The sequence below is a fragment of the Pigmentiphaga sp. genome, from assembly GCF_033795525.1.
Classification (GTDB): Bacteria; Pseudomonadota; Gammaproteobacteria; order Burkholderiales; family Burkholderiaceae_B; genus Pigmentiphaga.
Window position 1 is genome coordinate 454,540 of record NZ_JARYGM010000003.1, and the last position, 15,630, is coordinate 470,169.

The 15,630-nt window shown below is 63.3% G+C and carries 7 protein-coding genes; 6 read left to right on the top strand and 1 reads right to left on the bottom strand.

Annotated features, from left to right (window positions below; all coding sequences use genetic code 11):
- Positions 1 to 119: 119 nt before the first annotated feature.
- Positions 120 to 2,069: an FAD-binding monooxygenase gene (locus tag QHC78_RS10755; RefSeq protein WP_319744283.1), complete on the bottom strand. Its 1,950-nt coding sequence runs from the start codon at positions 2,067 to 2,069 to the stop codon at positions 120 to 122.
- Between the two features lie 179 nt (positions 2,070 to 2,248).
- Between QHC78_RS10755 and mnmE the strand changes: the two genes are divergently transcribed.
- The 6 genes from mnmE to QHC78_RS10785 all read left to right on the top strand — a co-directional run bounded on the left by mnmE (position 2,249) and on the right by QHC78_RS10785 (position 15,609).
- Positions 2,249 to 3,619, top strand: coding sequence for a tRNA uridine-5-carboxymethylaminomethyl(34) synthesis GTPase MnmE (gene mnmE, locus QHC78_RS10760; protein WP_319744898.1), 1,371 nt, complete (start codon positions 2,249 to 2,251; stop codon positions 3,617 to 3,619).
- A 184-nt stretch (positions 3,620 to 3,803) separates the two neighbouring features.
- The gene (locus QHC78_RS10765; protein ID WP_319744285.1) at positions 3,804 to 4,994 is read left to right on the top strand and encodes a tyrosine-type recombinase/integrase; all 1,191 of its coding nucleotides are present in this window, start codon (positions 3,804 to 3,806) and stop codon (positions 4,992 to 4,994) included.
- 208 nt (positions 4,995 to 5,202) lie between these two features.
- Positions 5,203 to 5,394: a type II toxin -antitoxin system TacA 1-like antitoxin gene (locus QHC78_RS10770; RefSeq protein ID WP_104588210.1), complete on the top strand. Its 192-nt coding sequence runs from the start codon at positions 5,203 to 5,205 to the stop codon at positions 5,392 to 5,394.
- A 65-nt stretch (positions 5,395 to 5,459) separates the two neighbouring features.
- Complete coding sequence (locus QHC78_RS10775; protein ID WP_319744289.1) at positions 5,460 to 8,378, top strand: DEAD/DEAH box helicase; 2,919 nt, start codon at positions 5,460 to 5,462, stop codon at positions 8,376 to 8,378.
- Positions 8,375 to 13,342, top strand: coding sequence for an Eco57I restriction-modification methylase domain-containing protein (locus QHC78_RS10780; protein ID WP_319744291.1), 4,968 nt, complete (start codon positions 8,375 to 8,377; stop codon positions 13,340 to 13,342). Before QHC78_RS10775 ends, QHC78_RS10780 begins: the two co-directional genes overlap by 4 nt.
- Positions 13,339 to 15,609, top strand: coding sequence for a KAP family P-loop NTPase fold protein (locus QHC78_RS10785; protein WP_319744293.1), 2,271 nt, complete (start codon positions 13,339 to 13,341; stop codon positions 15,607 to 15,609). Before QHC78_RS10780 ends, QHC78_RS10785 begins: the two co-directional genes overlap by 4 nt.
- Positions 15,610 to 15,630 lie beyond the last annotated feature (21 nt).

Here is a 15,630-nt window from a genome sequence, read left to right on the forward strand (position 1 = left end):
GCTGTCGCTGGCTGCCAGCGGCAGCAGCGGTTTAGCAGGCCAAGAAGGCTTCGCTGGATCCAGGGCACCGCGGATCCGGCTTTGCCGGTCCGCCAGTGCCGCCCCCTGGGGGGCGCGCGTCAGCGCGTAGGGGGGGACTCCATGAACCCATCGAAGAACGACGCCAGCTCGGCGTGGGCGTCCAGCGGCAGGACGTGCGCGATGTACTGGTCGGGGCGCACGACGACGAGGCAACCATGTTGCCGGTCGATGCCGCGCATGTCGAAAATGTCGTTGCCGCTCTTCAGGTCGGGGCAGAACATCTTTTCGTAGTCGATCAACCCATAGCGGCCTTTGCGCGGCAACAGGAAGCCGGGCATGGCCTCGAGCGCCAGCGTGCGATGGTCTTGCTGGAAGACGGCGCGCACGTCGATGACGGCGTCGATGTCGGCACCCGCGGGCGTGTACTTCCTGACCGGCGATCGCGGCGATTCGGCCAGGAAGGCGCACAGCGCCTGGATCGGTGAACCAGGGGCCGCCGGCTCTTGCGCGTCGGCGAAGGCAAACACGCGCCAACGCCCGTCCGCCTTGACCGTATGGCCCAGGTGCATGGGCTTGGCATCGCCCAGCCGAATGACCGGGGCCGAGTGGAAGCGCATGCCGATGACCAGGCCGCGGGCGAGGTCCTGGTGGGTAGCTTCACCGCAAATGATGGATGGGTAGTAGCGGGTCTCGGTGCCGGCGGTAAAGCGGCCCTGCTTGACGAAATACCGCTGGAATTCGGCGGGGTCCACACCTTCGCTGTCGGGCCTGGACGGGTCCTTGGGCGCGGCGCTGAACATCTGCGCGAACTTGCGATCGAAGTCGATCAGTTCCTTGGCCACGGTCTGGCGCTCGGCCGAATAAGTATGGAGGATCCGCGGCGAGCTCTGGCCGCGAAGCACGGCCGCGAGCTTCCATCCGAGATTGAAGCCGTCCTGCATGGATACGTTCATGCCCTGGCCGGCCTTCGGGCTATGCGTGTGGCAGGCATCGCCGGCGATGAACACGCGCGGCAGGCGGGAGCCTTCCTGGTCTTCAGGCACGTCGTCGAACTTGTCGCACAGGCGCTGCCCGATCTCGTACACGGACCACCACGCGACTTCCTTGACGTCGAGGGTGTAGGGACGCAGGATGCGCTGCGCGGCCGCGATGAGGTGGTCGGCGGTGATCTGCCGGTTGGACACGCGCTCGTTCTCGTTGAGCTTGTCCAATTCGACGTACAGGCGCACGAGGTAGCCGCCTTCGCGCGGAATGATCAGGATGCTGCCTTCGCTGGCCGAGTGGATGGCCGACTTGAGGCGGATGTCGGGGAAGTCGGTAATGGCCAGGACGTCCATCACGCCCCAGGCCTGGTTCGCGGACTCGCCGCGCAGCTCGCGCCCCAGCGACTTGCGTACGGTGCTGCGGGCGCCGTCGCAGCCGATGGCGAAACGGGCGCGCACCGTCTCGACCTGGCCCTGGTGCTCGGGGTCGATGCGCTCGAAGCGCGCCGTGACGGGATGGCCGGACAAATCCCCGGCCGCGGATTCGGCCACGGCCAGGTCCACCAGCCGGCGCGAATAGGCGGGCTCCAGGCGCGACGGCGAATTACGCATGACGTTCAGGTAGAAGTCGTGCACCCGGGCCTGGTTGAGGATCACGTGCGGGAATTCTGACAACCCGTCCTCGGTGTCCTGGATCCGGTCGGTGCGGACGATATGGTCACGCTGCTTGTCGTCGGGCTTCCAGAACGAGATCTCGTTGACCCAATAGGCTTCCTTCAGCAGGCGATGGCTGAAGCCGAAAGCCTCGAACATCTCGACCGTGCGGCAGGCAATCCCGTCGGCCTGCCCGAGCTGCAGCGGACCGGGCTTCTGCTCGACGATACAGGTCTTGATATCGGGAAACGCGGCCAGTTGCGTCGCCAGCGTCAGGCCCGTGGGTCCGCTGCCCACGATCAGGACATCGACCTCCTCGGGCAGCGCGTCGGCACGCGCGCCGGCGGTGTTCTCGGCTGGTTCGGAAATCTCGGGGTCGCCGGGCTTGAACCCATTCAGGTGAAATTGCATGGCACGTCTAATTGAACAATGGCGATACGCCGCATTATCTCAGGCTGGGGGCGCTTCGTCGCCCCCGGGGACGCCCGCGGACCGGGCCCGTACCGGGCAAGCGCCGGCGAACGCCGGAAAACTGTTTTACAGTGCCGGGTAATGCCGCCCGCAACGATTTGTCACGCATGCCCGCCAAGATTTCCGACCACGATCCCATTGCCGCCATTGCCACCGCCGCCGGCCGCGGCGGCATAGGCGTGGTGCGCATCTCCGCCCGCCAGCCGCTGGATGCGCTGATGCAAACGCTGCTCGGCCGTACCCTGGCGCCGCGCCACGCGCACTACCTGCCTTTCCGCGACGCGGACGGTGGCATCATCGACGAGGGCATCGCGCTGTCATTCCCGGCCCCCCATTCCTATACCGGCGAACACGTGCTGGAGCTGCAAGGCCACGGCGGGCCGGTGGTGCTGCGGCGGCTGCTGGCGCGCTGCCTGCAGGCCGGCGCGGAAATCGGCATGCGGCTGGCGGAGCCGGGCGAGTTCACCCGCCGTGCGTTCTTGAACGACCGCATGGACCTGGCCCAGGCCGAAGCCGTGGCCGACCTGATCGACGCGTCGTCGGAAGCGGCCGCCCGCAGCGCTGCGGCATCGCTTGCCGGCGCTTTCTCGGCTGAAATCGATGGGCTGGCGGACCGCATCGTGCATCTGCGCATGCTGGTCGAGGCCACGCTGGACTTTCCCGAGGAAGAAATCGAGTTCCTGGAAAAATACCAGGCGCGGGAAAACCTGGCCGCCATCCGGGCCGACCTGGCCAAGCTGCTGTCCCAGGCCAGGCAGGGCGCCATTCTGCGCGAAGGCCTGCACGTCGTGCTGGCCGGCCAGCCCAACGTCGGCAAGTCCAGCCTGCTCAACGCGCTGGCCGGCTTCGACGCCGCCATCGTCACCCCCATCGCCGGCACTACCCGCGACAAGGTCGTGCAACAGATCGACATCGACGGCGTACCGCTGCACGTGGTCGATACCGCCGGCCTGCGCGAGACCGAAGACACCGTGGAGCGCATCGGCATCGAGCGTACCTGGACCGAAATCGGCAAGGCCGACGTCATCGTGCACCTGATCGACGCCACCCGCCCCGGGCCGGAACTCGACGCCGCCATCACCTCGCGCTTGCCGCCGCGCACGCCGGTGCTGGAAGTGGTGAACAAGATCGACCTGGTCGCCGCGGGCGAGGAGGGACAGGCGCAGGCCGAAGGGGCCAAGCGGCTCTACGTCTCGGCCAGGACAGGGCAGGGGCTGGATGGGCTCAAGCGCGAACTGCTGGCCATCGCGGGATGGAGCCCGTCGGCCGAATCGCCTTACCTCGCGCGCGAACGGCACATCCAGGCGCTGCTGGCGACCGCGAATCACCTGGAGCTGGCCGCCGAACATGCAGGCCAGAGCGACCGGGTGCTGGACTTGTTCGCGGAAGAACTGCGGCTGGCGCATGAAGCGCTGACGTCGATTACGGGGGAGTTCAGCAGCGATGATTTGCTGGGCGTGATTTTTTCCCGCTTCTGCATCGGGAAGTGAGGTGGGGTCCATGGACGTCCACTGAAGTCTGCTGATGCGGCTGTAGGCCGCATAAATAAAGGGATTTTTGTCTTCTGAGTGATTCGGTGATACAGTCGAAGCCAATCGCTTTTATGTCCAAGTTTGGTTCCAAGTAGCTGGGTTTTTGTCTCTCATCCCCCTGCTTGGACATACGGAGGATGAGATGGCACTGACCGACACCGCGCTCAAGGCACTCAAGCCCAGGGACAAAACCTATACGGTCACCGACGACCGCGGGCTGTATGTGGAAGTCTTCCCAACCGGGGGCGTCGTCTGGCGTTACCGCTACCGGCTGAACGGCAAGTACGAGAAGCTGACGCTGGGCAAGTACCCTGCGCTAACGCTGAAGAACGCTCGCCTGAAACGGGATGAGGCGGCCCAGCAAGTAGCGATGGGCGAATCGCCTGCAAAGAAGAAGCAGCAGGCCAAGATGGCCGGCGCAGAAGACGCCACGGTGGCCGACTTCGCCGAACGCTTCTTCAAGGACATCCAGTCGCGCGACCGCAAGGACGTGACCATGCCTCGCCGCTACCTGGAAAAGGACATCCTGCCTCACATCGGCAGCAAGCCAGTCCGTGACATTACCGCCGAGGACGTGCGCAGCGTCATCTGGCGCAAGAAGGAACAAGGCTTCGACGCTGCCGCCGGCCAGGTGCGCGGCCTGCTCAAGCGCATGTTCGACTACGCGCTAACCTGCGGGCTGATCCAGGCCAATCCGGTCATGGCCCTACCGATGCGCCACGTCTACCGCGCCGCCGCCCGCGACCGGGCACTGACGCCAGACGAAATCCGGCTGTTCCTGCGTGCCATGCAGACCTCCAACATCCGCCGCCAGTTCAAGATCGCCTTCCAGCTGATCCTGATGACGCTGGTGCGCAAGTCCGAGCTGATGCTGGCGCAGTGGAAGGACGTGCATCTGGACGAAAGCGAATGGCACATCCCGGTGGAAAACTCCAAGACCGGCAAGCCGCACATCGTCTACCTATCCACCCAGGCGCAGACGCTGTTCAAGGAGCTCAAGCCGCTGGCCAGCAGCAGCGTCTGGGTGTTGCCGGGGCGTAGCACCCTGGCCAAGCCCTTCGCCAACAATGCGCTGAACCAGGCGCTGAAGGTGTCATTGCAGGGGCAGGAGATTCCCGCCTTCACCATCCATGACCTGCGGCGCACTGCATCGACCTTGCTACACGAGCAGGGCTGGCCTTCGGATGTGGTGGAGAAAGCGCTGAATCACACCATTGGTGGCGTGCGTGGCGTGTACAACCGGGCCGAGTACGCCGAGCAGCGGCGGGAGATGTTGCAGGCGTGGTCGGACTACATCGACGGGTTGGCACCGTCGGCCAATTTGGTGGTGTGAGTCCGACCGGGGCGTTGGTGGCCTTTTCCTTTTTGGGTAGGGCCGTTGACCCTTGATTGCCATTCCCCTTCGACTTACTACCCTTGCCCCCTTTCGTAATAGAAGCTACCCAACCGTCTATTCGCATGTGTTTAACGCATGGCACTTTCCGTGCCATGCAAAGTGCAGTACATTTGCAAGTAAATATGACTTGTCCAAAGGCCTTGCAATGACGCGCTTGAAGGTTGAAACGCTCTCCATTCGGACGTCGCCAAACGTCAAACAACTGTTGCGTGCCGCAGCGGAACGTGAACACCGCTCCGTGGCCTCGATGGTGGAGGTGCTGGTGATCGAATATGCCCGCAAGCACGGGTTGCAGGTTCCTGCGCAGGATGGACGGCCGTCGGAATCGTCAGCGTGATGAAGTGTCCGTTGGCTTGCTTCCCAGTACCCCATCCATCCACCTGACCGTAGCGTAGAAATTCCATGTCCCTCTCCCAGCCTCCTGCCCCCGGTTCCCGCGCTCTGATCCGCGACGAAGAATGGCTCGTCCAGCACGCCGATCAATGCGCCCAGGGAGGCTGGCAACTGTCCTGCATCGGCGTGTCGGAAACCGTGCGCAATCGCCACGCCCTGTTCCTGACGGCGCTCGATGACGTCACCCTGATCGACCCGTCACAGACCGAGCTGGTGTTTGACGACTCTCCCGGGTTCATGGCCGCACGGCTGGCGATCGAAGCGCGTCTGCGCCAATCTGCCGTGCAGGGCGATGCGCTGGTGCTGGGGCAACAGGCCGTGATGGACACCTTACCGTTCCAGCTCGATCCGGCCCACCATGTGTTGCAGCAACTGCGCCCGCGTCTGCTTATCGCCGATACCGTTGGTCTGGGTAAAACACTGGAAGCAGGCATCCTCACGGCAGAACTAATCCGCCGCGGCCGTGCCCGGCGCATCCTCGTGGTCACCACCAAAAGTATGATGCGCCAGTTCCAGCAGGAATTCTGGAACCGCTTCACCATCGCCCTGACGCGCTTGGATTCGGCTGGCATCCAGCGCATCCGCCGCCAGATCCCGGCCAACCACAACCCTTTCAGCTACTACGACCGCACCATCATCTCGGTCGATACGCTCAAGCGCGACAGCGAATACCGCCACTACCTGGAAAGCGCGTGGTGGGATCTCATCATCATCGACGAGGCCCACAACGTCTCCTACAAGGGCAATCGCACCCAGAGCAACCGTCTGGCTGACCTGCTGGCGCAGCGCTCCGATGCGCTCATCCTGCTCACCGCCACACCGCACAACGGCAAGAAGGAAAGCTTCGCCAGCCTGGTGCGCATGCTCGACCCCACCGTGCTGCCACCCAGGGCCGACTACACCCGCAGCGACGTGGAGCACCTGTTCATCCGCCGCTTCAAGAGCGACGTGCGCGAACAGATGAAGGAGGATTTCCCCGAGCGTCAGGTCTTCAAACTGGCTGCCCAGGCCAGCGCTGCCGAGAACCTTGCCTTCGATGCGCTGGCCGAGCTCAAGCTCGCCAGCGATGGCAGCGGCGCGCGCGACGGCGCCATGCTGTTCCGCACCGTGCTGGAAAAGGCGCTGTTCTCCTCGCCCGCCGCCTGCCTGCAAACGCTTAAAGAGCGCATTCGCCGCCTGGAGGCCCGCGATGCAACGCATCCCGACCTGGCTTCGCTGCGCGACCTGCAAGCCCTCGTGCAACAGATCGAGCCTGTACAGTTCAGCAAGCTGCAATATCTCATCGCCCAGCTCAAGGACGACCCGCACTGGCGCTGGGACGGCCGTGCCGCCGATGACCGCCTGGTGCTCTTCACCGAGCGCATCGAAACCCTGAAATTCCTGCAACAACACCTGCCTGCCGCACTGGGCCTGAAGGCTGACGACGTCGCCATCCTGCACGGCCAGTTGCCCGATCAGGACATCCAGCAGACGGTCGAGGATTTCGGCCGCGGCCATTCGCCGCTGCGCCTGCTCATCGCCTCCGACGTGGCCTCCGAAGGCCTGAACCTGCACTACCAGTCGCACCGGCTGATCCACTTCGACATCCCCTGGTCGCTGATGGTGTTCCAGCAGCGCAACGGCCGTGTGGACCGCTATGGCCAGACGCAACCGCCCAAGATCGGCTACCTCTACACCCAGCCCCGTAACGAGCGTGTCCGTGGTGATCTGCGCTACCTGGAAATCCTGATCGAAAAGGACGAACAGGCCGCGAAGAACATTGGCGACCCCTCCGCCTTCATGGGCCTGTACGACGAAGACGCCGAAACTCTGGAGGTGGCCAAGGCCATCGAAGGCAACACCACTGCCGAAGCTTTTGCCCAACAACTGGCGGGCGGCGACGTCGATCCCTTCGAACTGCTCTGGGGCGACGCCGCCAACAGCGTGACGCCACCGGTGGGCAACCCGGTGCCTTCCACCACGCCATCCCCTACCGCTACGTTGCCCAGCCTGTTCGCCGGTCACTATCACTATGCCCGCGACGGCCTGCGCTGGCTGCGCCAGCACCAGCCCGAGCAGCAACCCGCCGTACAGGCCGACGACGCCACCCACACCCTCAGCTTCCAGCCGGGGCGCGACCTGGCGCAGATTCTGGCGCGCGACCTCGCTCCGGAAATGTGGCCCACCGACAATACCTTTGCCCTCTGCGCCGACAAGCGCACGGTCGAGGCCGCCATCGCCCAGTCCCGCGACGGCAGCGACTGGCCACAACTGCACTATCTTTGGCCGCTGCACCCCATCGCCCAATGGCTGGACTACAAGCTGATGGCGGCCTTCGGCCGTCAGCGCGCCCCGCTGCTGCGCGTACCGCAAGGTCTGCACGCGGGTGAAGCCATCATCCTCGTGCTGGCCCAGGTGCCCAACCGGCGCGGCCAGGCCATGCTGGCCGAATGGCTGGGCGTGCAGCTCGATGCGCGGGGCCAGGTGCAGACCGTGCTGAGCCTGCCCGATACCCTGCACCGAACCGGGCTGGATGGCGGCCAGAACCCGGCCCCGGCCAACGATGGCCATGCCCCCGACAGCCGCCTCTGGCAGCAAGCCCTGCCTGCCGTCATCCACGCCGCCGAAGCCTACCTGCGCCCCATCAAGCAGGCATTCGATGCCGACTGCCGCCAGCGCCTGGACCAGGAACTGACCAAGCTGGCCACCCTGCGCGACAAGCACCTCGCGCAGATGGAACTGGAACTGGCGCAGGGCGGCATCGAACAGGTCCGCGCCGCCCAGCGCCAGCAGCGTGAAAGCGCCACGGCGGATCTGTTCGGCCAATACCAGCAATGGGTGCGCGACACCCTGCAACTGGACGACCGCGCCCAGTTCACCGTGGTTGCCGCCCTGATTTCCCAACAGGACGCAGCACCACAGGACATGGCGCAAGGAGCGGCCCAATGAGCTTCACCATCAACGGCCTCATCAACGCCAACGAGTTCTACAGCCAGCACTACCTGGACGACATCCTGGTCAAGGATCTCAAACCACTGTTCGATCAGTGGAAGGAACAGGGCAGCAACAGCCCCGTTGCCCGCCTGCGCAGCGCCAGCGGTGCCAACGGCTATTTCCGCGACCGCGAGCGCTTCCTGGGTGAAAAACGCCCCGAGGCGCGCGCGCGCCTGCTGCACGAACTGGCCCAGCCGCTGCTGGCCGCGCTCGGCTACGCATTGCAGCCGCACACCCTGGCCCTGGCCGACGCCGGCCGCGAAGGCGAATTGCCCTTGCTGGCCCTGTACCGCGACAGCAAGGGCCACCCGCTGCTGGCCATTGCCACAGCGCTAGCCCTGCCGGGCGACGAAGACACCGCGCCGCTGCAACTGCCCCCGCGTGACGGCAACGGCGCCAAAGCCGGCCGTCACCACGCGGACTGGGAGGAAACCCTGTCTCGCCGCCTGTTCGCCGACGACACCCCGCCGCGCTGGGTGCTACTGGTTCACCACGAACAATGGCTGCTGATCGAACGCAGCAAATGGGGCCGCAAGGCCCTGCTGCGCTTCGATCTGCCGGAACTGTTCGGCCCGCGCGACGAACACAGCCTGCGCGCCTTCGCGGCGCTACTGGGCAAGCAATCCGTGCTGCCCGCCGAAGGCGGCGCAGCCCTGCTCGACAGCCTGGATGACAGCTCCCACAAGCACGCCTTCGAGGTCTCCACCGACCTCAAGTACGCCCTGCGCGAGTGCATCGAACTGATCGCCAACGAGGCCATCCGCTACAAGCGCGAAGTCAGTAAGGAAAAGATCTACGAGCGCACCGACACCGACCTGGCCGACCAGCTCAGCCGCGAAAGCCTGCGCTACATGTACCGGCTGCTGTTCCTGTTCTACATCGAGGCCCGCCCCGAACTCGGCTACGCCCCCATCCAGGCCGAAGCCTATCTGAAGGGCTACAGCGTCGAGCACCTGCGCGAGCTGGAACAAACCCCGCTCACCACCGACGAAGCCCGCAATGGCTTCTACTTCCACGACAGCCTGCAACAACTGTTCGACCTCATCTGGCAGGGCTTCCCGCGCCGCGATGCCGGCAATGGGCAGCAAGAGCTGAACGCCGGTCTTGAGCCTGCACCGGGCGACATTGTGCAAGGCAGCGGCTTCACCATTGCCCCGCTGCAAGGCCACCTGTTCGACCCGGAACGCACCCGGTTGCTGAACAGCGTCAAGCTGCGCAACCACGTATTGCAACGTGTTATCGAGCTGATGTCGCTCTCGCGCGGCAGCAGCGGCAAGAACGGCCGCCGTGGCCGCATCAGCTACGCCACCCTTGGCATCAACCAGCTCGGTGCCGTGTACGAGGCGCTGCTCTCCTTCCGTGGCTTCTTCGCCGAAGAAGACCTGTACGAAGTGCGCCGCGACCCCAAGGCCAAAAAGGCCAGCAGCACCGAAGACGACGAAGCCGACATCCCCGATGACAGCGACGCCACGGATGACGACGACACACCATCGCCCAGCGCCCGCGAAAAACGCAAGGATGTCGAACTCGATCCGCTGGAAGCCGCCTATTTCGTGCCTGCCAGCGCCATCGGCCAGTACAGCGACGCTGAACGCCTGTTCGGCGGCGAACCTCGCCTCTACCCCAAGGGCCGCTTCATCTACCGTCTGGCCGGCCGCGCCCGCGAAAAATCCGCCAGCTACTACACCCCGGAAATCCTTACTCGCTGCCTGGTGGAACACGCCCTGCGCGAAATCCTGCCCGGCAAATCCGCTGACGAGATCCTGCGCCTGACCATCTGCGAACCCGCCATGGGCAGCGCGGCCTTCCTGAACGAAGCCGTCAGCCAGTTGGCCGAAGCCTACTTGCAGGCCAAGCAAAAGGAACTGGGCAAGAGCATCCCCCATGACGACTACGCAGCGGAAAAACAGCGCGTCAAGATGTATATCGCCGATACCAACGTGTTCGGCGTCGATCTCAACCCCGTAGCGGTGGAACTGGCCGAAGTCTCGCTCTGGCTCAACGCCATCTTCAAGGGCGGCCATGTGCCCTGGTTCGGTATGCAACTGGTGGCCGGCAACTCCCTGGTCGGGGCGCGGCGTGATGTCTTCAGCACCGCGCAACTGTCGCCCGGCCGGGGTGAGAAAGACATGCCCGAGCGCGATTGGCGCTGCGCCGTGCCGCTCGCCCTCGCGCTCTCGGAAACCCCCTCCGCCACCGATATCTTCCACTTCCTGCTGCCCGCCGAGGGTATGGGCACCGTCTCCGACAAGGTGGTCAAGGCGCTGGAACCCGCTGCCTTCGAACGCTTCAGGCAATGGCGCAAGGCCTTTACCGCCCCGCTGGACCGCAGCGAAATCGCCCGCGTGCAAGCCATCTCCCAGGCCGCCGAAGCTCTCTGGCAGCAGCACGCCCAGGAACTGGCCCGTGTACGCCGGGCCACCAGCGACGAACTGCACGTCTGGCCCAGTACCGACGCCAACCGTGCGCCCACCACCACCGCGCAGAAAGACGCCACCTTCCAGCGCGAAATGCTCAGCGAGGCGCAGAAGAACGCCAGCCCCTACCGCCGTCTGAAACTGGTGATGGACTTTTGGTGCGCCCTCTGGTTCTGGCCGCTGGACAAGGCGGACGACCTGCCCAGCCGCGAAGAGTGGTGGTTCGTACTGGAAACCGTGCTGCTGGGCAGCGCCAGCCTCGCCGCCAACCCCGGTGGCAGCGACCTGTTCCCGGAAACCATCCCGCAATCCACGCTGGACTTCACCCCCGAGCGCGACCGCTACGGCTATGTGGACATCGCATTGCTGATCGAAACCCGATCAGAGCTACAAGTTGCGCAAGCAGTGGCTGAGCAGCAGCGCTTTTTGCATTGGGAGCTGGAATTCGCCGACATCTTCCGGCAGCGCGGCGGTTTCGACGTGGTGCTGGGCAATCCGCCCTGGATCAAGGTGGAATGGAACGAGCAAAGCCTGCTGTCGGACTTCGACCCGCGTTTTGCCATCCGCAAGCTCAGCGCCAAGCAGACCGGCGACCAGCGCGAGGCCGTGTTTGCCGCCATGCCGCAGGCCCGCGCCGACTACCTGGCCGAATGCGTGGCCACCGAGGGCCTGGGCGAGTTTCTCAACGCGGTGCAGAACTATCCGTTGCTCAAGGGCCAGCAGAGCAATCTGTACAAGTGCTTTCTGCCGCTGGTGTGGCGCGTGGGCAGCGGCGTACAGGCGCTGCTGCATCCGGAAGGGCCGTATGACGATCCGAAGGGTGGGGAACTGCGTGCGGCGATGTATGCGCGGTTGCGCAGCCACTTCCAGTTCCAGAACCAGTTGATGTTGTTCGAGATTGGCGATCGTGTGAAATACAGCATCAACATCTACGGGCCGAAGCAGGCAACGCCACGGTTCCAGACGATGGCGAATCTGTTTCACCCGTCGACCATCAAGGCCAGCCTGGAGCACAGCGGCGTCGGGCCGACACCCGGTATCAAACACGATGGAGGGGGATGGGACTTCAGCGGCCACCACAACCGTATCGTGGAAGTGACTGAGGGCGTGCTTGCCACCTTCGCCAAGTTATACGATGCCCCCGGCACGCCGCCCTTGCAGGCACGCCTGCCCGCTGTGCACAGTCGAGAGCTGGTTTCGGTGCTGGAAAAGTTCGCCTGCGTCCCGCGCCGCCTGGGCGACCTGAAGGACGACTACTTCACGCTGGAAATGTGGCACGAAACCGGCGCGCAGAAAGACGGCACCATCCGCCGCGAAACCGGCTTCGTCAGCCGCCCCGAAGACTTCGTGCTCTCCGGCCCGCACTTCTACGTCGGCAACCCGCTCAGCAAAACTCCGCGTGCCATCTGCACCGAAAAGGGGCATTACGACACCCTCGACCTCGAACACCTGCCCGACCACTATCTGCCGCGCAGCAACTACCGCCCGGCATGCAGCCCAGACGAATACGCCCGCCGCGTGCCGCGCGTCAGTTGGGTGGAGGAAGGGGAGAAAGAGGCGAAGCCTGTGACGGCGTATTACCGCCACGTCAATCGAGAAATGATCAGCCCTTCGGCAGAACGGTCCTTGATTCCTGCCTTGATCCCAGCCGGAGAGGGGCATATCAATACCGTGCTTGCCAGTGCCTTCAGAAATGAAAAGGAGTTGATCGGCTATCACGCTCTCTGCCTATCAGTGCCAGTTGACTATCGGGTCAAAAGCACAGGCATGGGGCACGCTAACACGACATTGATAAGCCAACTGCCTTTGCTGCCCTCCGGCTCACCGCTTGGGCCCAGACTTCGCTTGCGAGCCTTGGCCCTTAATTGCCTTACCACCCACTACGCCGATCTCTGGCAAACCTGCTGGCAACCCGAATTCGCCCAGGACCGCTGGGCCAGCCCCGACCCGCGCCTGCCGCAAGACTTCTTCGCCAGTCTCACCCCCGACTGGCAACGCCACAACGCCCTGCGCAGCGACTACGCCCGCCGCCAGGCCCTGGTGGAAATCGACGTCCTCGCCGCCCAGGCCCTGGGCCTGACGCTCGACGAACTGCTCACCATCTACCGCGTGCAGTTCCCTGTCATGCGCCAGTACGAGCGCGACACCTGGTACGACGCCAACGGCCGCATTGTCTTCACCGCCAGCAAGGGCCTGGTCGGCGTCGGCCTGCCCCGCAAGGCCAACCGCAAGGACGCCGAATGCACCGTCGTCACCCCCGATGGCATCCGCCAGCCGCGCCGCCTCGGCTGGGAAGACATCCAGCCCAAGCTCATGCCCGATGGCACCCTCCAACCCCAAGTCCCCGACGGCACGGTGATCGAACGCCCCATCACCGACACCACCCAACCCGGCGGCCCCATCGACCGCACCATCCGCTATGTCGCGCCCTTCACCCTGGCGGATCGTGAAGCGGATTACCGCGTGGCGTGGATGCACTTTGAAGGTGGGAGGGCGCCATGACAGCGGCCGAGCAATCCTTCCACGGTGACCGTCCCATCGAAGCGCCATCTGAAGATCGATTGGGTTTTGGACCGGCTGCTGGTCATGTCGCCGAAGCGATTCGCAAGATGGCGTCGCCTGACGGCTTCGTGATTGGAATCGAGGGAGAGTGGGGTTCCGGCAAGTCGAGCTTCATCAACCTGGTTTCGGATGCGTTGCGCGAACCCGACAATGCACCGGAGATCGTCCGCTTCCTTCCCTGGCTGATCAGCTCACGCGAGGGCTTGCTCAAGGAGCTTTTCGCGGAGATCACCAAAGCCGCGCTCCGCATCGATGCCGGGGACGTGCAGGTTCATGGATGGAAAAGGCTCCGCGGTCATATCTGGCCAAGCCGTTACTCGGCGCAGGCACTTCGAAAGAGAAAGATCAAAGGACTCTTCTCGCGGTTTTCCTCGCGCTTGGTGCAAGCCGGAAAGCTGGCCGAACTTCTTGGACTGCCAGGGGCGGGAACCGCCATGGAAGCGGGAAAACGTGCAGTCGAAGAATGGCTGGGCAACACCTCGCTTGAGAAGGAAAAGGCGCAGATACAAGAAGAGCTTCGCAAGCTGGAACGGAAGATCGTGGTCTTCGTCGACGATCTCGACCGCCTGGAACCGAATGAAGTGGTGGAAGTCCTTCGCTTGGTACGGGCGGTCGTGGATTTCCCGAACGTGATTTACGTGCTGTGCTACTCCCGGGACATCATCGCCAAGAACCTGTCGACGGCATTGCATATCGAGAAGGGCGAGGAATTTCTTGAAAAGATCGTCCAGGTGAGCTTTTCGGTGCCACGCCCGGAAGCGTTCGATCTGCGCCGCATGTTCCGCCATGATCTGCAACTGTTGTATCCGGAGTTGCTGGAGGGGGACGGAGCACATTCACGGGCCTTGATGGAGCGGCTCGCTCACGTCATCGATACCGAAGGGGGGCGGGCGCTGCTGACACCGCGACATGTCGTCAGGGCAGTCAATGCATTGCGCTTCCATGCAACGCCTGTACTGGAGAACATCGACGTTCCAGACATGGTGTGGCTGCAACTGATCCGCCTGCAATCCGAAAGACTCTACGAATGGGTCGAGGGATATCTGATCGGCTTTGCCGCGAAACATGCAGGAGCAAGTATCAGCGACGAAGGAAAGAAAGCCGAACTTCAACAGCTCAATTCGATCCTCGACGGCTTGCCTGGCATTGACTCGAACCGTGAACCGAGAATGCTGGCCCTGACGGAGCTTCCTGGAATCGAGTTCGACTTCGAGCGGCAGGCTGACCAGAAGAACGTCAAGATGGTGTTGAGCCTGTATGGCCGCGAAGATGTGAGTTCACAGATCCGAGGAAAACGGCTGGGTAGCCCTCAGCATTTCCGCTACTACTTTTCCTGGACGGCACCGCAAGGTGCAATCCATGACCGTGAGTATGCCGCGTTCATCGAGAATGCCCGCAATTCCCCGGAAGCTGCTGTCCTTCAGTTTTCCGAACTTGCCGCGTCATTGAATCCGCAGGGGAAATCTTCTGTTCAAGCGTTGTTGGACCGCCTGAAAGGCGATGCCATCAACGATGTTCCAAAGGAAGCGATTCCGGGAATATTGGTGTCTCTTGCCGAGGGCATGGACGTTGCTGCTCTCAAAACAGGCAGGGGAGACTGGGGCGAATACTGGGTATGGCGGGATGCGGACAAGGTTTTCGAAGGCTTGTGGAGCAGGCTGAGGGAAAGTCAGTCTGAAAGTGATCGCAAAGCTCTACTGAGGCAACTCTTTGGAGATGGGCGTGCCATCGGATGGCTGACGGGAATTTTGCGTGGCGAGATATTTGCCCATGGAATTTATGGCAGCGAACCTAAGCCAGAGAACGAGCGAATTTTCTCCCGTGATGAGCTTGATGTCGTGGCGCAGCAGTTATTGCAGCGTTACCGGGAACTGGCTGCCAAAGATCTTCCGCTCCTGCCAAATATGGCGAACGTGCTTTATGCGTGGAAACAGTATTCGCCAGATTCCATTGATGAAATAAAGAAGAAGGTTGAAGAGATATGTGGGAATGATTCAGGGTTCCTGAATCTTTTGCAGGGCATGCGTAGCTGGCAAGCGACGAATGGCGTTGTTTCGTATCCCCTGAAGATGTCTTCCCTTTCCAGGTTCATGGATGTCGAGCAGGTAAAGGCCCGCTTGGAATCCCTGGTGGATGTGGCAGACCGGCGAGTCGCGGATTCAGCCAAGGATCTGTTGGCGGCGCTTCGCGCTGGCGATGATGAGTAATACCTATGCGAGAAAACAGAG